The organism is Pseudoalteromonas sp. 78C3, from assembly GCF_002836695.1.
Classification (GTDB): domain Bacteria; phylum Pseudomonadota; class Gammaproteobacteria; order Enterobacterales; family Alteromonadaceae; genus Pseudoalteromonas; species Pseudoalteromonas arctica.
This window is the reverse complement of sequence record NZ_PJAV01000140.1, coordinates 20,876-41,898: the sequence shown is the minus strand read 5'-3', so window position 1 is coordinate 41,898 and position 21,023 is coordinate 20,876. Positions and strand designations below refer to the sequence as shown.

The window sequence follows — 21,023 nt, the reverse complement described above, 5'->3', positions numbered from 1 at the left end:
GCTTATTCTCCTTTCTCACTTCGCTCTGCAATAATACCGGCGCTTTGCTCTTGTAATATAAGCAGTAAACCTTTTGAGCGAGTATTAAGTAGCGTGTAAATAAATACGGTTGGTATTGCAACAACTAAGCCTAATACGGTTGTTACTAGTGCTTGAGAAATACCACCAGCCATTAGTTTAGGGTCGCCAGTACCAAATAGTGTAATTGCTTGGAAGGTATTGATCATACCGGTTACCGTACCAAGTAAACCTAATAGCGGTGCAACTACCGATATAATTTTGATAAGTGTTAAGTTACGCGTTATTTTTGGCATTTCGCGTAAAATAGCTTCGCTTAATTTAAGCTCTAACGTGTCGTAGGCAACATTTGGGTAGTCATCTTTAACTTTCATAACACGACCTAGTGGATTGTCATCTCTCGCTACGCTGTCTTTTAGCTGGCGGCGAATTTTCCCACCAACAAGTAATAGCGATACAAAACGCTCAATTGCAATTAATAATGCAAGTAAACCTACACCTAAGATTACGTAACCAACAGCGCCACCTTGATGTACTTGCTCTGCAGTATCTGGGGCTTGAACGAGTAAACCTAAAATTGAACCACCCGTTGGGTCAAGTGCAAACTGCACAACACCTGTTTTAGCGTCTTGTAAATCGCCCGCTGTCGATGTGTAACGCGATACTGGTTGGCGAGTTAGTTCGCTTAGTGTATTCGTACCAGGGTTGTATTCTAAATACTTACCGCCCGATACAAGGTTAAAAGCACCTACGCGAACAACTTCTTGCTGTGCTTTATTACCACCTTCCACTATAACCGTTGTATTAAAGCGACTTACTTTACCTTGCTCGGTCATTTCGCGTTGCAGCTCGTACCACACTTTTTCAATATCGTCGATTGAAGCAAGCTTTGATGTTGAACCCATTTTTTGAGCGAGATCGTCCATAAAAGCACTTCGCCCCGGAATTTCTGCCGATACAACCGATGTTGCAAATTTATTGCTTGAATCACCAGCAACTTGCTGAAGAACGCCATATAGTTCTTTAAGTGATCCCATACGCTTTGATAAAGTGTCGGTTAAATTAGCAAGCTTAACTTCGTTTTCTTCAAACTGTGTTTCTAATCGCTCTGACTCACCAAGCATTTGACTGCGTTTTGCTTGTGTATCTTTTAGCATTTGCACTTGTTGGTTTTGACGCGAGGTAAATTCTTGCTCTCGTTGTTTGTTTTGTGCGCTTTGAACCGATTTCCCGTCTTCGATTGATTTAAGTAACGAGTCAAGATTCATTGACTCTGCCGCGATACTATTACCTGTAAAACCTAGGCTTAATGTAAGACTTGCAGCAAAAAGAGCCGTTTTTGTCATTTGAGTAAACAATTTCATTTTTAACCTCTTATTCTGCTGCGTGTACTGGCAGAGTTAACATATCTGGGGCAAGTTGCTTACGCGCTATGCGAAGACCTTTGTTAATTTGGCTTATAGTAGAGTCAGGAAGCGCTACAAACGTTTTTGTGTCTGTATCCCAACTACCTGCTTGCTTGCCATCTCGCGTTAAATAAATAAGCTCTAAACGACCAATGCGTAAAAAGTCTACTTCTCGCTCTTTACCACTGACTTCTAATAGAGCGGTATATGCTTCAATGGTACGCCCGTAATCAACTTCCACTTGATAAGCTTCTAGAACACGGCGAAATTTCTCGCTTGAGGTGATATCAGCGCGATCCATCATAGTTTTTAATGAGGCTAAACGTTTTGCTCGCTCGTCTTGTAGAAATGGCACGTCGAGTGATACAAACTGCTCAAGGCCTGTGATCATACGCATCATTAAAGGTGTAATTTGACGTTCAATAATAGAAACCTGATCCATAGACAGGTTTAAAGATTCCATCTCTTCTACTTGATTATTTAACTGTTTAGTTAGCTGAGCGTTGTAAACAGCTAAACCGTCAATTTCTTTATTGAGGGTTTTAAATTGCTGTAAACGTCCTTGCATTGAATCTGCAATCTTGTCTATTTTTGTTTGTGATTGCGCAGCTGATTTATTAATTTCACTGCTTTTATCAATAACCTTATCTAAATCGTTTGCGTGTACTGCTGCACTTGCGGCCACAATACCAGCTAAGATTAATGGTTTAACGCCTTTCATCGCATACACCTTTACTCGTTAGTTAGCGGATTTGCTAGTTTGTTTTTTTAGGTCATAAACTTTGTTATATAAATAATTTATGACTTAATAATTTCAATGAGCAGGAGTTTATAGATGAAACATGACAAGGATGTTGCGCAAAAAAGTCGCTTTTATGACAGTGGTAATAATTAAGACTTACGAGGGGGTTTTTAAGATGATAAGAGCATTTGTTAACCAAATGCCCTATAAACAGGCTGGGTTATTTTAAAATTGAATTAATTTGATTAAGAGAATAGTGCCAATCAGTGTAATTTATTTCAATTGGGTATGCTTTGTTACCTTTAATAAGCACTAGTGAGGGAAAACCTTGGATTGGTAGTGTACGAACAAAGGATAACTCAGCATTAAATTCATCATTAAGCTCGCTTGACATTAGCTGCGCGGTAAACTCATTTTTGTCTAAGCCAATTTTTTCAGCCAAACTAATTAATGTACTTTCATCAGACGGGTTTTGCGCATTTAGGTAATAAGCATTTTGAATTGCAGCCACCATTTGAGCTTCTTTATCTGCTTTGCGCGCTATAAGTGCGGCTCTACATGCGGGATACGTTGAACGCCTTGGCTGGCAATCGCGCCAAAAGTTATAATTAAATTGCGTACCTAACTGCGCTGAAATTTTATGCCAAGTCCCCTCAAGCATCTCTTTCATATTTTGTGGCATTGGGTCTTGGCTATCAGGTGCTAATCCACCTACTTTATATTCAATTGCTACTTTACCAGCAAGCTCTGATTTTAGCTTAAGCCAGGTTGGTGAGTAACCCCAACACCAGCTACACATTGGGTCATGAACATATATTAATTTACTTTGAGACATATTAATCCTTCAACTAGTTCGAGACGACACTATTACGACCAGCAGCCTTTGCACTATAAAGAGCTTCATCAGCTTGTTTTAACGAATCATCATAATCAGTTACTTTATTTACTTGGGAAATACCAATACTACAGGTGATTGAAATACGCTGCTTGTCATCAGTAAATATAACGTGCCCTGCAACAGCCTCTCGAAATTTGTTTGCTATTACAGTGGCTGTAGAAACAGTAACCTGCGGTAAAATAACAACAAACTCCTCACCGCCATAACGGGCCTTTAACGCAGTTGCCAAAAACTGAGATTCAAGGAGCTTGGTAAATTCAATCAATACCGTATCACCAAAATCGTGACCATGCGTATCGTTTAAAGACTTGAAGTTATCTAAATCAATTAACAAAATTGAAAAAGGTAAGTACTGCTCTGGGCGTGTTTGGGCAAGCTTTAAAAAATGAGAGGTAATGAAACGTCTGTTTGCTATACCAGTAAGGGGGTCGGTATAAGCATCTTGTTTTTGCTCTAGTGTAATATCGGCAATAGCCATGTGGCTTTTATGCCTAAAATACTCACCAATAAATGAGAATAAAAACACCATAGAAAAGGACGCTATAAACCGTGTTTTTTCTACATTGCCATAGCTAACTTGACCAAAGTCAGGGCCGTATAAAATAACAATACAAGAAAACAGTAAAGTAAAACCTAACCAAGCACCTAACCTGACCCCTAAAGATGCAAACGTCACTACAGGATAAAACATTAGCCAATATAGCGCGGTGTTGTCTTTACCACCGGTATAAACAAGTGCAACAAACATCATGCATACAATGCTCATACTTATTAATGCCACTACTTGAAGATTACCCGTTTTTATAAAGTAGATAGAACAGCTTATATTTGTAATGTTAACGATAATTAATGAAGCAGTGAGTATCGGTGAGTAAACCTTATAATTCAAAAACACTAATACAGCAATCACCACAATTGATATCCCAATCATGGTAAATAAAGAAAACGCTTTGCGTTGCATGTCTGAGCTATAAACACTGTCGATATTTATTAGACTGAGCCAGTTTGGTTTATTTACATTTTTTTTAGTCATTAATTTTATACTTTAAACTTTTGAACCATATTTTCTAAGGCACTAAACTGCTGTTTTAATTTGGTACATTCGTTAAGTGTCTCATTTAAGTTAGCCTTGCCTTGTATAGAAAGCGCACTAATTGTTTGAATATCAGTATCTAATAACTTAACAACTTGGTTTTGCTCATCTGTTGCACTGGCCACAGAATGATTTGCATCGTTAATTTGCTTAATAGCTTGTATAACATGACTCATTAAATTGCCGACGGCATCTGCTTGTTGTACGCTTTTTTCACTGTCTTGAAGGCTTGTTTTCATAAGCTCTACAGCAAGGTTTGAGCCTTTTTGTAACTGGCTCACCGTGTCTTCAATTTCTTGCGTTGATTGTTGAGTGCGGTGTGCTAATTGGCGTACTTCATCTGCTACAACGGCAAAACCGCGTCCTGCCTCTCCTGCTCTAGCGGCTTCTATTGCTGCATTGAGTGCCAATAGATTAGTTTGCTCGCTTACACCTTTAATAACTTCAAGCACTTGCCCAATACTGGCTGTGTGTGTATTTAAACTGTTTATAGTTTGCTGAGCTTTCTCCATATTAGCTGAAAGCTGGTGGATGGTTGCAACACTGTGGCTTAATGCTTCTTGGTTTTGTGTTGAGTGCTCATCTGCATTTTTAGCAAGCTGCGAAGCACTCTCTGCATTACTTGAAATATCCATTGATGTAGCTGAAAACTGATTAATAGCCGCTGCAACGCTATCGGTTCGTTTACTTTGATCATCATACATAGACAGTGATGAATGTGTTTGTGATACCAAGCTCTCAATAGCTGTATCTAATTGCTCTGTTGACTCTTTTACTTGCTCTATTGAATGCTGAATTTTTTCGATAAAAATATTAAATGAATGGCTTAAGTCGCCAAACTCATCATCATTTTCAACGGTTAAGCGCCTTGTTAAATCGCCTTCGCCTTGTGCTATATCTTTAATGGCATCGTTTAAACGGTTCATAGGTTGCATTAAATAGCGTAATAAAAGCTGCATCATAATAATGATAGTAATGATCCCTATCACCATAAATACAGCCGCGGTTTGGCCAAAGTTAGAAACGCTGACATACGCTTTATCTTTATCTATGACAACACCTAGGTACCAATCTACGTTTTCAATACCACTGATTTTTGTAAACGAGATAAGCTTAGACTCTCCATTTATCTCGTATTGGGTAAACTCACTTTGCAAGGGCGTATTAGTACCAAAAATGTCTGATGTATTTTTTAAGTTTAACTTAGCATTAGGATGGCTTAACACTTGACCTTTGTTATCGAGTAAAAAACCATAACCGAGACCTAAAAAATCAATATCGTTAATAATTTCAGTCACGGTTTGCATATCAATATCGGCACCTGCAACGCCGCTAAACTGGCCATTTTGTAGCATGGGTACTACCGCTGAAATTGTAAGCTCGTTAGTTGTTACATCAATATAGGGAGTTGTAAAAGCGGTATTTGATTTGTTTTCGACTAATTTGTACCAAGGGCGAGAGGTCGCATCAAAATCAGCAGGTAAAACGACTGATTGATCGTTTAATATAAACGTGCCGCTGGATTTACCTATATACGTATTTTTAAAGCTTCCGGCAAGCTCTGCAGTATTTAATTGTGAAAGGGTGAGTGCTTTAGAATCATTAGCTTTATGGGTTTTAGCAATTGATATAACAATCCCCAACTTTGCATTTAACCAACTCGCTATATTTTGTGAAACAGATTCGGAATTTTGTTGTAATACTAGGCTTAACTGCTGCTCGGTTTGCTTGCGCATCGCAATGTAGTTATTAAAAGTAAATAACCCTAGCACCAAAACCAAAATTAAAGAGGCTGCAATAGTCACTTTGGAAGTAAATTTCAACGAGTTAAGCATATACATCCTTTTTATTATTTATCTTTATTATCCATACAGTTTTAGCAAAAATTTAGCTAAATGTCCTAATAAATAAGGCTTGTGACTAGGTTATTAGATAAAAATAAGGATAAAGGATTAAAAAACAAAAGGCTGTAGGGGATAACTGACTAATATTGAAATAAATTGTGACTCGTATTAATTACTTATGGAACGTTCCTATTAAATGTAGCTTTATAAGTGACTGAATACGTATTCAGTCACTCTTGTATAGTCTGTTATTTCCACTTATTTGCTAAGCGAACAACATTTAATCCATACCATGCAATAAATACATAACATAACATTGGAACAAAAAAGCTTTGCTGTATATTTACTGTGTCAGCTATAAACCCTTGCAGTAATGGTACAAGTGCACCACCTACAATAGCTAAGCACAACCAACCAGAACCCTTACTGGTCAATGATCCTAGTCGCTCGATTGCAACTGAAAATATAGTCGGGAACATAATTGAGTTAAATAAACCAATTGCCAATACTGAATATAAAGCGACGTCACCTTGAGTAAAAATGGTGATCAGCAATAGCGCAATAATACTAAATGCATTAAATGCGATCGCCTTAGAAGGCGCTATTTTTTGTAATAATACAGAGCCAATAAAACGCCCTACCATTGCTCCGCCCCAGTAATAACTAATAAGTGCAGCCGCAGTATGCTCTTCAAGTCCTGCTATGTGCGCCTCACCAAAGTAGTTAACTAAAAAGCTGCCAATGGCAACCTCCCCACCTACATAACAAAATATAGCAAGTACACCCATAGTTAAGTGCGGTGCTTGAGTTAATGAACGAGATTCTACTGCAGCATTATTTTCCTCTTTATGGGCTTCAATTTCTGGAAGCTTTATAAAGGCAAATATAATAGCGATAAGTAATAAGGCACCAGCGAGCATTAAATAAGGCACTTTTACAGACTCAGCAGTTGCTGCAGAAGCAGCTAGACTACCTGCTGTACCAAAAAATAATAAACCACCTACATAAGGCCCAACGGTAGTACCAAGCGCATTAAGTGCTTGTGCCAAATTTAAACGAGAAGAAGCTGTTTTTTCGCTCCCAAGAGCTGCAACATAAGGATTGGCAGAAACCTGAAGCACCGTTACACCAGCGGCAAGTACAAATAAAGCGCCTAAAAATAGCCAATACTCATGTACTACAACAGCAGGGTAAAACAACATACAGCCAATTGAAGCCACAATTAAACCGGTTAAAATCCCTTTTTTGTAACCAAACTGCTTAACTAAAATCCCCGCAGGGATAGAAACAATAAAATAAGCACCAAAAAAACAAAACTGTACTAGCATCGCTTCAAAAAAGCTTAAATCAAATACGCCTTTTAATCGTGGTATTAGTACATCGTTTAAAACAGTAATAAAACCCCATAAAAAAAATAGGGTCGTCATTGCAGTCAGTGGAAACAGATAATTTTTATTTGGCTGTTCGTTGACCGCGAATGATTGATTTGTATTTATTTCACTCACGTCGTTTTCACTCCATTAACAAGTTGGAAACGATTCTACATGTTTATATATAAATTAGTCAGCACAACAAAGGAACGTTCCAATTTTATGGCTTACATTGAGTATTTGTCGTATTGATAATACGGTCTATCTCGCCACTATTATGAAACTGATAAAGCCCTTCATTTATGTCCTCTAAGACTAAAAGCCATTTAGGTGTAAGCTTACTAATAGCAAAATATAAAGGGTTGTATTGCAGAGGAATGCTTTCTTGCTCAATAGAAGAAAGCAAAGATTGTTTTTCAGGTTTAGTTAAAGAAGAATAAGTTACAGAGAATTTAAGAACTTGAGGGTCGCCTATAATCAAATCAACACGTTTAGCAACCAGAAGCTGAACAAGCTGTAAATCATCAACAGAGGTAATAACTTCAAACTCAGCATTGTCCATCATAGCATCAAACTCAGGCGTATTTTGATACCCACGAACAACACCAATCTTTTGCCCTTTAAGCGATTTTAAGTTTCCAGTGAAACGGTCTGTATCGCCTTTCCTTTTTAAAAATGCAATTTCGCCACCTTTAAATGAATTAGATAAACCGAGTAATTCTCGACGTGTTTTACCATTAACATAATCGGAGGGGGCTGTATCTTCTATAAAATATTCAGGCATTAATATATCAGCTTTGCCTAGTTCTACATTTCGTACAGCTCTTGCCCAAGGCAAAAATTCAATATATACGCTGTAGCCCTTACTATTTAACAAGGCAATTGAAAATTGATAAACCCAGCCTTTATTACATAAATTATTACCAATATAAGGAGGCCAATCGAGTGTGGCTAAATGGAGTGTTTGTTTGGGTTTGTTCGCTTCATAGAGCACTCCTGATTTATGATAATGCCCATTTAAAACATGTTGAGTACCATTTTGATAATACTCAACTGATGTTTCAGCAAAACAATTACTACTTGTCAGTAATAATATAAAATAAAACAAGCGCATTCTAGTATCTATTTATGATTTACAATGTTTTTAAGTTTAGCCAAAACTAACATTTTTGCACAAATAAACCTCAATTAATCAGATGCTTTTTGCCATTTCATTTTATTGTTCGTATCACGAGAGCTAATAATAGTATCGTCACTACTCTCAACGCCGCCTAATTTAGCTAAGCGATCATACAAAACAACATTACAGGTAGCCGCTAAGTTCATGCAGCCAATAGTTGGAATATATACCACTTCATCACACCACTTTAAAACGTCTTTTGGCACAGAGCCATCTTCAGGGCCAAAAACATAAAACGCATTTTCAGGATGCTTAAACTCAGGTAAAGGTGTTGCACCTTCAATAAGCTCAATAACAACAACCGTTGCGCCCTCTGGTTTTACCGCTTCTAAACTATTGGTTTCAGTTAAAGGGATACGCTCAAGTGCGTTCTTAGTATCGGTATGAAACTTTTTAGCGTTTAAGTAACGATTACCGGTAAAAAACACCTGTTTGGCATCGTAACAACCTGCTGCACGTAATACACCGCCAACATTAGTCGGGCTTTTAGGATTGATTAAACCAATTACCGCTTGTTGTTTGCTCATTACTCAGCGTCCTTTGTTGGCCACTCTGCAATGTACAAATCAAAGTCGTCTAGCTTTACATCGCAATCTTTGACTGTTTTGTCTTTTACAGAAATACCTAGCTCATGCATCTTTGTTTTATCGCCACTGTTTAATAATGGGTGCCAAGAAGCCAAACCACGACCTTCATGTAAACGACGGTAACTGCAGCTTTGTGGCATAAAAAAGATGTCTTTAAGGTTTTCTTTTGTGAGTTTTACACAAGAAGGAACAAGCGTTTGGCGGTTTTCGTATTCGCTACAACCACAGGTGTTGTTATCAAGATACTGACATACAATATTAGTAAATATTAATTGCTCACCTTCGCGTAACTGATCGGTGGCGGTAAATTCGTCTTCATCTTCGCTATCAATAAACGTATTTAAACAACATTTTCCGCATCCATCACAAATGGCTTCCCATTCGTTTTGACTCATGTCGCTTAAGCTTTTTTTAAGCCAAAATTGTGTATTTGCTAATTGTTGATCAAACATAGTTTACTCGTGCCCCCTAAAGAGCGCGCATTCTACCGTATTGCTGTAAATGGCGCAAAGCCAATACCCTTTCAAAGTACAGGCTTTGCGCTACAAATTAGCTTTGAGATTTAACCCAACGCTTAATTTTTTCCTCAAGGATTGGCATTGGCAATGCGCCATCAATTAATATTTGCGTGTGGAACGCTTTAATATCAAATTTATTGCCGAGTTCTTTTTTAGAAAAATCACGTAATTCTTGAATTTTAAATTGCCCTAACTTGTAAGAAAGCGCTTGGCCTGGCCATGCTATATAGCGCTCTACTTCAGCAATTACATCACTTTTAGCCATAGACGAATTTGCAAGCATGTAGTCTATACCTTGTTGACGCGTCCACCCTTTTGCATGAAAACCAGTATCAAGCACTAAACGCATAGCGCGTAATTGCTCATCCGATAAACGTCCGTACCACATATAAGGGTCGGTAAATAAACCTAGCTCTTTGCCTAAGCTTTCTGCATAAAGCGCCCAACCTTCTGCAAACACAGTATAACCTCCAAATTTGCGAAAATCAGGTAAGCCCTCTATTTCTTGCTGAAGTGCTATTTGAAAGTGATGGCCCGGGGCTGCTTCGTGAATCGATAAAGTTTCGAGTAAAAATTTAGGCTGCGCTTTTAAGTTATAAGCATTGATATAAAAAATACCAGGGCGAGAGCCATCAGGCGCCGGAGATGCGTACGATGCACCTGCTGCAGACTGCGCTCTGTATGCTTCAACAGCTTTTACAACATAAGGTGCTTTGGGTGCGATGTTAAAAAGCAGAGGCAAACGCGCGTCTATTTTTTTCTTAACGTTTTCATATGCCGCAATTAACTCCTCGGGCGTGTCGTAGTAAAATTCATCTGAATCGCGCAAATGGTCAAAAAATTCAGATAACTCACCTTTAAAACCTACGGTTTCTTTTACTTTTTTCATTTCGCTTAAAATACGCGACACTTCACTTAAACCAATGTCATGAATTTCATCAGCAGATAAGCTAAGCGTCGTGTTTTTCTTAATTTGGTATTCGTACCATGCTTTACCGTTTGGTAGGTCACTGTAACCAACGCTTTCTCGGCTATTTACAATATACTGATTAGCTAAAAAGTCACTCATGCTTTTATAAGCCGGTACTAAGTGCTGCATAATCAATTGACGATACTGCGCTGTAATTTTTTGCTTTTGCTGTGCGCTAAACGAGTCTGGTAATTTTTTAATTGGTCCCCAAAACAGTGAATCTTCGGCATTTTTAACTACATGAGCTGCAAATTGTGGCTGCAGTTTTTCAGCAAGTGGTTTTGGTAACGTAATACCTAGTTTAATGCCTTGCGCCATTGAACGCTCTACACTAGCTAGCCACTTTACAAAACCTTCGCTACGCGAGATAAAAGCCGTGTAATCTTCAACACTATTAAACGGCTGAGCACTTTGACCTGAACCAAAACCTGCAAAGGTGTTATGCGCACCCGCCATTTGGTTAATTGGTAGTAAATAATCAGGAAACTGCATGCCTTCTAATTTAAGTGCAAGGTCGCGCTCTAATATTTCAAAACTTAAAAGCGACTGCCCTGTTAACTGTGCTTTATCTATAAAGTTTAAGCGCTGTTGATATTTTTTATAAAAAGCCGCTTTTTTAGCTCTATTTTCTTTTGAAATCTCAGGCGTAAATTGATCGTTAAACTCGTTACGACCATTATACGTTGCGCTGATGGGGCTATATGTAAGCGATTCATCGTAATACTGTGCAACAAGTACATCAAGCTGTTGCTCTGCCGAAAGCTCTGAAACAATACCTGCCGATGCGTTAACGGTGTTTAACTGCGCACTGGTATTAGTGTGTGTACTAATACCAGTATTCATACAGCCACTTAAAGCAAACATAACGCCACTGGCAACTAATGCTAATTTAATTGATTTCATGATAATCCTTTTTAATATCGTTTTTTGATTATGCGCATTAAGCCTTACTTAATAAAGTAATTACGATAGATTGCGTTCATCGTATTAAATTTGCACTTTTATCTGAGCTTGTTACATTTCTATTAATTCAAATATGATTTAAAAGAAAAATAAAATGAAAAAACAACTACTCAGCACCTCTATTGCCTTACTTTGTTTAACTACTTTTAATGCCCATGCCGTTACATACCTATCGGCTAAAGCCATGGTTAATGTGGAAGATGGCAAACTCATTAAATCGCCCTTGATTACTATTGATGATGGCGTAATTACACACATTGAACAAAATAAAAAACCAACGCTGACTAAAGATGATGAACATATTCAACTACTTGATTTAACCCTTATGCCAGGTTTAATGGATATGCATGTGCATTTAACAAGCGATCCGACAGTGCCGCGCAGTGAACGTTTAGGCCAATCGGTACCGCGTATGGCGATTAAAGCGGCTCATTTTGCTAAAAGAACCTTAGAAGCCGGATTTACAACTGTACGTAATGTTGGCGCTGAAGGTTACAGCGTTATAGCAGTGCGTGACGGCATAAATGCAGGTGACATAGTTGGCCCTCGTATTTGGGCTGCAGGCCCATCACTCGGAATTACTGGCGGGCATTGTGATAACAACCGCCTACCTCCTGAGCTTAAATATACTTCAAGTGGCGTTGCAGACGGTCCATGGGCTGCGCGTATAAAAGTACGCGAAAACATTAAATACGGGGCAAACGCTATTAAGTTTTGCGCCACAGGTGGAGTATTTTCAAAAGGGACTAAAGTAGGTGCACAGCAGTATTCCTTTGAAGAAATGAAAGCCATTGTTGATGAAGCCCATATGCGAGATTTACCTGTTGCAGCTCATGCACACGGTACAAGCGGGATTAAAACGGCCATTAAAGCGGGTGTTGATAGCGTAGAGCACGCCAGCTTTTTAGATGACGAAGCGATAGCGCTTGCCAAAGAGCATGGTACTTGGCTTTCTATGGATATTTATAACACCGAATACACGCTAACTTATGGCGAGCAAAACGGCGTAGACGAAGAAAACCTAAATAAAGAGCGCCAAGTTTCTAAAAGGCAGCGTGATAGCTTTAACCGTGCTGTAAAAGCGGGCGTTAAAATGGTGTTCGGTACCGATGCTGCAATTTACCCGCATGGCGACAATGCAAAACAGTTTAGCCGCATGGTTGAATTTGGCATGACAGAACTAGAAGCCATTCAAGCATCCACGATTAATAGCGCTAAATTACTCAAAATGGATGCTCAGTTAGGACAAATTAAAACCGGATTTGCAGCTGATATAATTGCTGTAAAAGCAAACCCTCTTAAAAACATTAAAACCTTAGAGTCAGTACCCTTTGTTATGAAAGCAGGTGTTGTTTATAAAAACCAATTGTAAATACACGCTATTAAGGCTGAGCTTACTTAGCCTTAATAAACCCCTCAGCCATCTCAAATATCCTATAAAAGGTACGCCGTACCCTTATTAGGCTTGGTTTTGTTTATTAATTATCCGAACAGTTTTATTTAATCAAATAAAATGAACTTTCTATTCACTTTAAAAACAATAACCATTATCATTCGCGCAAACTCAATAACGCGAATAGTTATCACTCTATGAAAACGTTTAAGTACTCTCTTATTACTCTTGCTTGTTTAAATGCAAATATGGCATTTGCTCAAAATACACAAGTTGATGCTGATATTGAACGCATCAGCGTATACGAAAAACAAAACCGCGTGGTGATGAGCTCTGGTCTTGCTACTAAATCAGACATGTCTTTAATGGAAACACCTGCACCGGTTGTTATTATTGACCGTGAACTTATTGAATCTCAAGGTGTAGATAGCCTACAAGATTTAGTTAGAAACGTAAGTGGTTTAACACAAGCAGGTAATAACTACGGTATTGGTGATAACTTAGTAATTCGTGGTTTAGATGCAAACTACACCTACGATGGTATGTATGGTGGTGCAGGCCTAGGTAATACATTTAACCCAACTCGTTCACTTACAAATGTTGAATCTGTTGAGGTTTTAAAAGGCCCTGCAACAGGTTTATATGGCATTGGTAGTGCGGGTGGCGTAATTAACCTAATAGAGAAAAAGCCAGAGTTTGAAGAAAAACACAAAGTATCGGCTGAGCTTGGCCAGTGGGATAGCTATTCATTATCGTTTGATAGCACTAACGCTATAACAGATGACTTGGCCTATCGTGTAATGGCTAAAACAGCGTCAAGTGACGGCTTTCGAGATTTAAAAGAAGATCGCGACGAAATTTATACTTCGCTTAAATACGTGCTAAACGACAGACAAAACATCATGCTTTCTGCAGCCTATATAAAAGATGAAATAGCGGTTGATTCTATTGGTCACCCTATTCGTATTTACAATGCAGAAACTGCAAATGGTTTAAGCGCGGGTGAAGTAACCGGTGCCGATTTAGTAAACGATCCGACAGGAAGCGGCGTACAGTTAAGTGATGCACAACGCGACCAACTTGCTAATTCGCTATCTGCATCTGATGGATTAACACCTTATAGCTTTGGCACAAATGGTATTATTTCACCAATGGCTGATGCTAACGAAGGTGAAGAACTGCGTTTTAAATTAACGCATAACTATTACATTACTGACGATTTGTTTTTAAACCAGCAGCTACAGTACCGTAACTACACATCAAGTTTTGCGCGCCAAACAGGTGCTTATAACTACGTTTACTCTACTCGTGATGGAATTATTAATAACGACCCTCGTGCTCCGTTAGTTGAAGACGGTGTACTTTACCCGTATGCAGCACGCCGCCAAGAATACCGCCAAGTAGAAGCAGATGAAAAATCATGGCAGTACTTTTTAGATTTACGTTATGACTTTATGTTAGGCGACGTAGATAACGAATTACTTGTTAACGCAAACTACGAAGATAGAGATATTCGTTTTAAACAATTCTCAATATGGGATCAAGATTACGTACTCACAAACAATGATGGTGATGTAACGTACCAAGGTTCATTGCCGTATATTTACGATATAAGAGAACCAAATTGGCCATCTGGCAGCTTTGATGACTTCGATCCACTTAAAACCAGCGACTACAATAAAAAAGTACAAGCATGGGGCTTAGGCATTCAACATGTTGGTTATCTTACTGAAGAGCTTACAACGCGTATTGGTGTAGCATATAACCGAATTGAGCAAACTTACGAGCACTTTGGTGTAGATGAGCGCTATAGCTCAAGCCGCGCAGAGCCAACACCTGAAGCGAGTACATCAGATTCTGGCTTAACGTATAACCTGGGTGCGACGTATCAGCCATCTGAAGATTTATCTGTATTTGTAAATCATTCAAAAGGCCGTACAGCGTATAGTGTATTAGGCTCTGTGGCGGGTAATGAAGCAGACAGAGAAGATTCTGAATCAATGAGTAACGATTTAGGTTTTAGATTTAAAGCGTTTGATGATCAACTACTAGCTTCTGTTGTTATATTCGAAAGCTCTCGTACTAATTTAGAATACGCAAATCCGCTTTATGACGCTTTAACATCAGGCTCAAATGTACCTGAAAGCTATTATGATGGTAAAGAAGAAACAACAGGTATTGAACTTGATTTAAACGCTTACTTAAATGATAAATGGAAAGTAAACGTAAACGGTATTTATCAAGATGCACGTGACAAAAGTAATCCTAACAGCAGCAGTTACGACACACGCCAAAAAGGTGTGCCTTACGTAACAGCAAGTACGTGGGTAACCTACTACGCGGATATGTTTAACTTACCTGAAGCTGTAAATATAAGTGGTGGTATTACATTTGTAGATAACAGAAGTACTAATTCAAGTTCGTTCTCGATTCCTGATGGTTACGTACCAAGTTACACTACTTACGATACAGCGGTATCGTATACAACGGATAAATGGCATATGCAGTTAAACTTAAATAACTTGTTCAACAAAAAGTATTACTCAAAAGCGATGTTTTTAGGTGGTATGCCAGGCGAAGAGCGTAATGCAAAACTAAGTTTTAGTTACACACTTTAACTAGCTAACCTGAACTCTGGATAATAAATCTATCTCAACCAGAGCTCAGGTTAATTAAATACTTAAAAAGCACGGTATTCTAATTTAGAAGCCGTGCTTTTTTGTGTTTGATCAACGCTTAATCTAAATTAAATAGTAACCACTATGCGACCGTTAATTTCACCTTTGAGCATATCATCAAAAATTTCGTTAATGTCCTCTAAGCGTTTTTCTTCAATAATTGCTTTTACTTTACCTTGAGCGGCAAATTCCAAGCATTCTTGCAAATCTTTACGTGTACCAACAATAGAGCCCACTACTGACACGCCATTAAGCACAGTATCAAAAATAGGAAGCGGCATATCCTCTGGAGGTAATCCCACTAATACACATTTACCACCACGGCGTACACTTTTATAAGCTTGTTCAAACCCAGCTTTAGATACCGCAGTACACACAACGCCATGCGCGCCACCTACTTGTTCAAAAATAGCTTCGCTAGGAACAACTTCTTTAAAATCGAGGGTAATATCTGCGCCTAGCTCTTTAGCAAGCGCGAGTTTTTCTTTACCTGTATCAACAGCTATTACATTAAAACCCATTGCTTTAGCGTACTGTACTGCTAAATGACCAAGCCCGCCTACACCAACAATAGCAACCCACTGCCCAGGTTTAGCACCGGATACTTTTAATGCTTTATAGGTTGTAACACCTGCACAAAATAATGGAGCAGCTTCAGAAAAGCCTAATCCCTCAGGTATTTTTACAACATAATCACCATGCGCTAAACAATATTCTGCATAACTACCATCAATAGAATAGCCAGTATTATGCTGCGATAAACACAGTGTTTCTTTGCCATCTAGGCAAAACTCACAGTGCCCACATGCACTATAGAGCCAAGGAATACCCACTCTATCGCCAACTTCTAAGTGCTTAATGTTGCTTCCAACTTTATCAATAACACCAACTCCTTCATGCCCTGGAACTAATGGCATTTTTGGCTTTACCGGCCAATCACCATGACAGGCATGTAAATCGGTGTGGCAAACGCCACAGGCCGCTATTTTTACTAAAACGTCGTTTATTCCAACCTCAGGAATTGGCAGATCTGTTATTTGTAATTTACCTTTGTATTCATTATTAATTGCAGCTTTCATAGTCATTCCATCGTATGTGAAAAAAAATTAAAAATAAGGATTTATTTACGTATTTTTGTGTACAACATATCCCAATATAGATGTATAAATATTAATCTAAATCATACTTTAGTCGTTAAAATCAATTTATAAAATGGCTAAGAACTTGCTATCCAAAATGAGCGTGCTAGCATTTACTTTCTGAAATTACTGAAAGTTACTAAGCTATGAGTTTATCCGAAAAGAATTTTGCCTTTGTAATGCATTGTGGAGAGATGGGCAGCCGCTGGGGATTCAATCGTACGATTGGGCAAATGTGTGGTTTGCTGATTATTACTAAAAATCCTATGACAGCCAATGAGATTGCAGATGCGCTTAGTATTTCTCGCGGTAATGTAAGCATGGGTATTAAAGAGTTGCAATCGTGGCAATTAATTAAAGTGCAGCATATTCCTGGCGATCGTAAAGAGTACTACGCCCCTGCTGGCGATATTTGGGATATGGCTAATCGCGTATTTGAAGAACGTAAAAAGCGCGAAATTGAGCCCACCTTAACATTACTACGCGATAATTTATTAGACGAAGCCAGTAACGACGATGAACTTTACGCACAAAAACAAATGGGTGAAATTCACAACCTGCTTGAAACCGTCACTAAATGGTCATCAGAGCTGCAACGTTTAACACCAGAGCAACTTAATAAGCTGATGAAGCTAGGTTCTGGAATTGGTAAAGTTATTGACTTAAAAGATAAGATATTCAAAAAAGAATAAAGCCGCAATTGCGGCTTTATTTTTATGTATATTTTAATAATTAGATTTTTGGATAACCAATTCTATCCGACAAGTAACCTACGCTAGTAGCAAAGTAATACGAGCGATTCCAATGCATAAACACTTTGTAGTTATCGTACGCTAAGTACATACGGCCATTTATATCATCAGGCATAACCAGTGCAGCACGTACGTCTACATTAGGTAAATCAGAACCATCAGCTTTACGAACACCCAGTGCTTGCCAATCAGCTAATGAGCGCTCTGAGTCATTCCAATATTCTAACCACTGCTTACGTGTTTTAGTACCGCGTACTAAAACGTATTTACTGTCAAAGTTTTCAGGTAATTGAACTTGGCGACCCCACGTAAGAGAGTCGTTCCACCCTTCTTGCTTTAGATAATTAGCAATTGAGGCAAAAGCATCTTCCTTTGTGGTCCAAATATCTTTGCGACCATCATTATTGTAATCAACCGCATAAGCGTTGAACGATGTAGGCATAAATTGTGTTTGCCCCATAGCACCTGCCCACGACCCTTTAAATTTATCTAAGGTAATGTGACCCGATTTTAAAATATCCAGTGCAGCCCAAAGTTGGCGTTTATAAAGCGCTTCTCTGCGTCCATCAAAAGCAAGTGTAACAAGTGACGAAATAACATTATGGCCACCTTGAATGGCGCCAAAGTTACTTTCAAGTCCCCACAATGCCACTATAAAGCGTGCTTGTACGCCAAACTCTTTCGCTACTTTTTCAAGTACATCTTTGTTTTCTGCATAAAGCTTGCGTGCGCGGTCTATTTTCCACTGTGGTACGCGTTTTGGTAAATACGTTTCAAGGGTTTCTTTTACTTCTGGCTGGTTTTTATCAGCCGAAACCACTTTTTCTTTATATGTTGCTGTTGCAAAAGCATCATCAATAAGTTTTGCTTCATAGCCTTTTGAGATGGCTTCTTGCTTTAAATTTGCTAAATAATCTTGAAATTCGGCCTGTGTTTTTGCCATCACAGATGAGCTTAAACATACACCACATAATATAACGATAAGTTTTTTAATCACTATCAACTCCATTTTCTTTTCGTAACTGACTTAGCAAATTTTGTTCCGGTGGAGGAAGTTGTAAATAATAACCCTGATCACTTAGTGCACCTTTTACAGCTTCTAAATCAGACCCACCTAAATGCTCACGTTTTGCTAAGTTGATGATCATCACATAAAGAGGTTGACCAAACATAGCCATTAAAGGTTCCGGAACTTTGTCAAAATCATCTCTTTTTTCAACAAATAAGAACGTATCCGCTTTTTTCTTACTTTTATATACTGCAGTGAGCATTATGACCCTATAAATTCTTGCTTAACAATGCCGCACACTATAACATGAGAGTAATAATAAGTTAGAAAAATTAGATTAGAAATTTCAATAAAGGCCCTATTCAGCCTACGTTTATCTAAAATTAATTTCTAATCAGACAATTCAATTGAGCGTGTATGTCGGACCAAATTTTTGAGTTAAAAGGGAATCTTTTTACGTTATCAGTTTTGCATCTTTATAGTACTGATATAAACCTTTTAGCAGAACAACTATATATAAAAATAGCCCAGGCCCCTAAGTTTTTTGAGGGTGCTCCTATTGTTGTTAATTTAATTGAAATTAAAAACAGTTCACTTGATTTTGTACACTTAAAGTCATTAATCGAGCGTATGAGCTTTAACGCTGTTGGTGTATGTAATGGCTCAGATGAGCAACATACACAAGCTAAAGCTGCTGGCTTATCTGTTTTGAATTATTCACAAGACGTTAAGAGCGAACCTGTTAAACAAGAGGCTAATACGTCGATTGTAGAAAAAACAGTGCATTTACCAGCGCAAATTATTAGCGGTACAGTTCGTTCTGGACAACAAGTTTATGCAAAAGATAGAGATTTGATAGTACTTGGCGCGGTTAGTCATGGTGCTGAAGTTATTGCCGATGGAAATGTGCATATTTATGGCACGCTACGCGGTCGCGCTATTGCAGGCGCAAAAGGTTTTAAAGAAGCACACATTTTTTGCCAAAAACTTGAGGCCGAGCTGGTTTCAATAGATGGTAACTACTGGATCAGTGATTCACTACAAGGTGAACATTGGGGAAATGCAGTGCAAATACAACAAAAAGACGAATCATTAGAAATTTCAGCTTTGGTTAAAGGATAAATCTCATGGCAAAAGTAATTGTCGTTACCTCAGGTAAAGGCGGTGTTGGTAAAACAACATCAAGTGCTGCAATTGGCACAGGCTTAGCGTTAAAAGGCTATAAAACAGTTATTATCGACTTTGATATTGGTTTACGTAACTTAGATTTAATTATGGGTTGTGAACGCCGTGTTGTTTATGACTTTGTAAACGTAATTAATGGTGAGGCAAACCTTAACCAAGCGCTTATTAAAGATAAACGTGTAGATAAATTATTTTTACTACCCGCTTCACAAACTCGTGATAAAGATGCATTAACTCGTGAAGGTGTTGAACGCGTATTAAACGAATTAAAAGAAGACTTTGATTACATTGTGTGTGATTCACCAGCAGGCATTGAAGCTGGCGCTATGATGGCAATGTACTTTGCTGACGAAGCAATCGTGACAACAAATCCAGAAGTGTCGTCAGTTCGAGATTCAGATCGTATTTTAGGTATTTTACACAGCAAATCAAAACGTGCTGAAGAAGGCCTAGAAAACATTAAAGAACACTTACTATTAACACGCTATAATCCTAGTCGTGTTGAAAAAGGTGAAATGCTATCGGTAGAAGATGTGCAAGATATTCTGTCAATCCCACTATTAGGTGTTATTCCTGAATCGCAAGCGGTATTAAGTGCTTCAAACTCAGGCCAACCTGTTATATTGGATACAGAATCTGATGCAGGCCAAGCTTATTCTGATGCAATTAACCGCTTACTAGGTGAAACCGTCGATTTTCGCTTCTTAGACGTTGAGAAAAAAGGCTTATTTAAACGGATTTTTGGAGGTTAACGTGTCTTTACTTGACTACTTCCGCTCAGAAAAGAAAAACAGTGCGTCACTAGCAAAAGAGCGATTGCAGATCATTGTCGCGCACGAGCGTTCTCAACGAGGAACGCCGGATTACTTACCACAATTAAAACAAGACATTTTAGATGTGATCCGTAAATACGTGAACGTAAGTACCGATGCAGTTCAGGTTCAGTTTGATCAGAACGAAGACGATTTAGCCGTACTTGAGCTAAACGTTACACTACCTGATGAAGAAAAGAAGTAATTGAAAAAAGGGCGCTTTATAAGCGCCCTCTTTATTTTCGCAATAACTTTCTAAATACCTACGTTTTAATCCCCTTCGTGCAACTAAAACTTTTTCACTATGTAACACAAAAATTATAGATAATACCAATTCGCTTAATTAAGTGATCAATTTTGAGGATGGAAAAACGTGTTGATAGCTAGGCAAAAAAATCGCTATTTAGTTGTTCTAAATGAGATTTTTTTAACACAGGTAACGACACGTTTAGCGCCGCAAAATGAT

Annotated in this window: 19 protein-coding genes; 6 read left to right on the top strand and 13 right to left on the bottom strand. The window is 38.3% G+C overall.

Features of this window, described 5'->3' with window-relative positions:
* Window positions 1–2: 2 nt before the first annotated feature.
* The 10 genes from CXF76_RS09220 to CXF76_RS09175 form a co-directional block, all read right to left on the bottom strand.
* Window positions 3–1,382: a MotA/TolQ/ExbB proton channel family protein gene (locus tag CXF76_RS09220; RefSeq protein WP_101163503.1), complete on the bottom strand. Its 1,380-nt coding sequence runs from the start codon at window positions 1,380–1,382 to the stop codon at window positions 3–5.
* A gap of 10 nt (window positions 1,383–1,392) precedes the next feature.
* Window positions 1,393–2,145, bottom strand: a complete 753-nt coding sequence (locus CXF76_RS09215; RefSeq protein WP_024591045.1) for a DUF3450 domain-containing protein — start codon at window positions 2,143–2,145, stop codon at window positions 1,393–1,395.
* Between the two features lie 241 nt (window positions 2,146–2,386).
* Window positions 2,387–3,001, bottom strand: coding sequence for a DsbA family protein (locus CXF76_RS09210; RefSeq protein ID WP_024608111.1), 615 nt, complete (start codon window positions 2,999–3,001; stop codon window positions 2,387–2,389).
* Window positions 3,002–3,014: 13 nt separating this feature from the next.
* Window positions 3,015–4,097: a GGDEF domain-containing protein gene (locus tag CXF76_RS09205; protein WP_101163502.1), complete on the bottom strand. Its 1,083-nt coding sequence runs from the start codon at window positions 4,095–4,097 to the stop codon at window positions 3,015–3,017.
* 5 nt (window positions 4,098–4,102) lie between these two features.
* Window positions 4,103–5,992, bottom strand: a complete 1,890-nt coding sequence (locus tag CXF76_RS09200) for a methyl-accepting chemotaxis protein (RefSeq protein WP_101163501.1) — start codon at window positions 5,990–5,992, stop codon at window positions 4,103–4,105.
* Between the two features lie 257 nt (window positions 5,993–6,249).
* The gene (locus tag CXF76_RS09195; RefSeq protein WP_101163500.1) at window positions 6,250–7,506 is read right to left on the bottom strand and encodes a sugar MFS transporter; all 1,257 of its coding nucleotides are present in this window, start codon (window positions 7,504–7,506) and stop codon (window positions 6,250–6,252) included.
* An 85-nt stretch (window positions 7,507–7,591) separates the two neighbouring features.
* A complete protein-coding gene (locus CXF76_RS09190; RefSeq protein WP_101163499.1) occupies window positions 7,592–8,485 on the bottom strand; it encodes a substrate-binding periplasmic protein in 894 nt (297 codons plus the stop codon).
* 74 nt (window positions 8,486–8,559) lie between these two features.
* On the bottom strand, window positions 8,560–9,078 hold the full coding sequence (locus tag CXF76_RS09185) for an RNA methyltransferase (RefSeq protein ID WP_101163498.1): 519 nt from the start codon (window positions 9,076–9,078) through the stop codon (window positions 8,560–8,562).
* On the bottom strand, window positions 9,078–9,590 hold the full coding sequence (locus tag CXF76_RS09180) for a YcgN family cysteine cluster protein (protein ID WP_024591051.1): 513 nt from the start codon (window positions 9,588–9,590) through the stop codon (window positions 9,078–9,080). The genes CXF76_RS09185 and CXF76_RS09180 overlap by 1 nt, the downstream gene beginning before the upstream one ends.
* Before the next feature lie 97 nt (window positions 9,591–9,687).
* Window positions 9,688–11,529, bottom strand: a complete 1,842-nt coding sequence (locus tag CXF76_RS09175; RefSeq protein WP_101163497.1) for a DUF885 domain-containing protein — start codon at window positions 11,527–11,529, stop codon at window positions 9,688–9,690.
* A gap of 154 nt (window positions 11,530–11,683) precedes the next feature.
* Between CXF76_RS09175 and CXF76_RS09170 the strand changes: the two genes are divergently transcribed.
* Window positions 11,684–12,961: a Xaa-Pro dipeptidase gene (locus CXF76_RS09170; RefSeq protein ID WP_101163496.1), complete on the top strand. Its 1,278-nt coding sequence runs from the start codon at window positions 11,684–11,686 to the stop codon at window positions 12,959–12,961.
* Between the two features lie 218 nt (window positions 12,962–13,179).
* Entirely contained in the window at window positions 13,180–15,600 is a 2,421-nt protein-coding gene (locus CXF76_RS09165; protein WP_101163495.1) for a TonB-dependent receptor, read from the top strand.
* A gap of 128 nt (window positions 15,601–15,728) precedes the next feature.
* On the opposite strand, the gene adhP is transcribed toward CXF76_RS09165, so the two are convergent.
* On the bottom strand, window positions 15,729–16,739 hold the full coding sequence (gene adhP / locus CXF76_RS09160; RefSeq protein WP_007583268.1) for an alcohol dehydrogenase AdhP: 1,011 nt from the start codon (window positions 16,737–16,739) through the stop codon (window positions 15,729–15,731).
* 206 nt (window positions 16,740–16,945) lie between these two features.
* Here adhP and CXF76_RS09155 point away from each other — a divergent pair, with 206 nt between their 5' ends.
* Complete coding sequence (locus tag CXF76_RS09155) at window positions 16,946–17,491, top strand: GbsR/MarR family transcriptional regulator (RefSeq protein WP_010552940.1); 546 nt, start codon at window positions 16,946–16,948, stop codon at window positions 17,489–17,491.
* Between the two features lie 40 nt (window positions 17,492–17,531).
* On the opposite strand, the gene CXF76_RS09150 is transcribed toward CXF76_RS09155, so the two are convergent.
* Together CXF76_RS09150 and CXF76_RS09145 are read right to left on the bottom strand one after the other, a co-directional pair.
* The gene (locus CXF76_RS09150; RefSeq protein WP_007583269.1) at window positions 17,532–18,548 is read right to left on the bottom strand and encodes a lytic murein transglycosylase; all 1,017 of its coding nucleotides are present in this window, start codon (window positions 18,546–18,548) and stop codon (window positions 17,532–17,534) included.
* Entirely contained in the window at window positions 18,541–18,822 is a 282-nt protein-coding gene (locus CXF76_RS09145) for a YcgL domain-containing protein (protein ID WP_007583270.1), read from the bottom strand. The genes CXF76_RS09150 and CXF76_RS09145 overlap by 8 nt, the downstream gene beginning before the upstream one ends.
* A gap of 155 nt (window positions 18,823–18,977) precedes the next feature.
* Between CXF76_RS09145 and minC the strand changes: the two genes are divergently transcribed.
* Genes minC through minE form a run of 3 tightly spaced genes read left to right on the top strand, consistent with a single transcriptional unit; the run spans window position 18,978 to window position 20,762 of the window.
* Window positions 18,978–19,682 carry a septum site-determining protein MinC gene (gene minC / locus CXF76_RS09140; protein ID WP_007583271.1) on the top strand — a complete coding sequence of 235 codons (705 nt, stop codon included), beginning with the start codon at window positions 18,978–18,980 and terminating at the stop codon, window positions 19,680–19,682.
* Between the two features lie 5 nt (window positions 19,683–19,687).
* The gene (minD, locus tag CXF76_RS09135) at window positions 19,688–20,497 is read left to right on the top strand and encodes a septum site-determining protein MinD (protein ID WP_007583272.1); all 810 of its coding nucleotides are present in this window, start codon (window positions 19,688–19,690) and stop codon (window positions 20,495–20,497) included.
* 1 nt (window position 20,498) lies between these two features.
* Entirely contained in the window at window positions 20,499–20,762 is a 264-nt protein-coding gene (gene minE / locus CXF76_RS09130) for a cell division topological specificity factor MinE (RefSeq protein ID WP_004334706.1), read from the top strand.
* Window positions 20,763–21,023 lie beyond the last annotated feature (261 nt).

Coding starts and splice junctions, on each gene's coding strand:
- CXF76_RS09220 (WP_101163503.1), bottom strand. CDS start 1,382: ATGAAATTGTTTACTCAAATGACAAAAACGGCTCTTTTTGCTGCAAGT.
- CXF76_RS09215 (WP_024591045.1), bottom strand. CDS start 2,145: ATGAAAGGCGTTAAACCATTAATCTTAGCTGGTATTGTGGCCGCAAGT.
- CXF76_RS09210 (WP_024608111.1), bottom strand. CDS start 3,001: ATGTCTCAAAGTAAATTAATATATGTTCATGACCCAATGTGTAGCTGG.
- CXF76_RS09205 (WP_101163502.1), bottom strand. CDS start 4,097: ATGACTAAAAAAAATGTAAATAAACCAAACTGGCTCAGTCTAATAAAT.
- CXF76_RS09200 (WP_101163501.1), bottom strand. CDS start 5,992: ATGCTTAACTCGTTGAAATTTACTTCCAAAGTGACTATTGCAGCCTCT.
- CXF76_RS09190 (WP_101163499.1), bottom strand. CDS start 8,485: ATGCGCTTGTTTTATTTTATATTATTACTGACAAGTAGTAATTGTTTT.
- CXF76_RS09185 (WP_101163498.1), bottom strand. CDS start 9,078: ATGAGCAAACAACAAGCGGTAATTGGTTTAATCAATCCTAAAAGCCCG.
- CXF76_RS09180 (WP_024591051.1), bottom strand. CDS start 9,590: ATGTTTGATCAACAATTAGCAAATACACAATTTTGGCTTAAAAAAAGC.
- CXF76_RS09175 (WP_101163497.1), bottom strand. CDS start 11,529: ATGAAATCAATTAAATTAGCATTAGTTGCCAGTGGCGTTATGTTTGCT.
- CXF76_RS09170 (WP_101163496.1), top strand. CDS start 11,684: ATGAAAAAACAACTACTCAGCACCTCTATTGCCTTACTTTGTTTAACT.
- CXF76_RS09165 (WP_101163495.1), top strand. CDS start 13,180: ATGAAAACGTTTAAGTACTCTCTTATTACTCTTGCTTGTTTAAATGCA.
- adhP (WP_007583268.1), bottom strand. CDS start 16,739: ATGAAAGCTGCAATTAATAATGAATACAAAGGTAAATTACAAATAACA.
- CXF76_RS09155 (WP_010552940.1), top strand. CDS start 16,946: ATGAGTTTATCCGAAAAGAATTTTGCCTTTGTAATGCATTGTGGAGAG.
- CXF76_RS09145 (WP_007583270.1), bottom strand. CDS start 18,822: ATGCTCACTGCAGTATATAAAAGTAAGAAAAAAGCGGATACGTTCTTA.
- minC (WP_007583271.1), top strand. CDS start 18,978: ATGTCGGACCAAATTTTTGAGTTAAAAGGGAATCTTTTTACGTTATCA.
- minD (WP_007583272.1), top strand. CDS start 19,688: ATGGCAAAAGTAATTGTCGTTACCTCAGGTAAAGGCGGTGTTGGTAAA.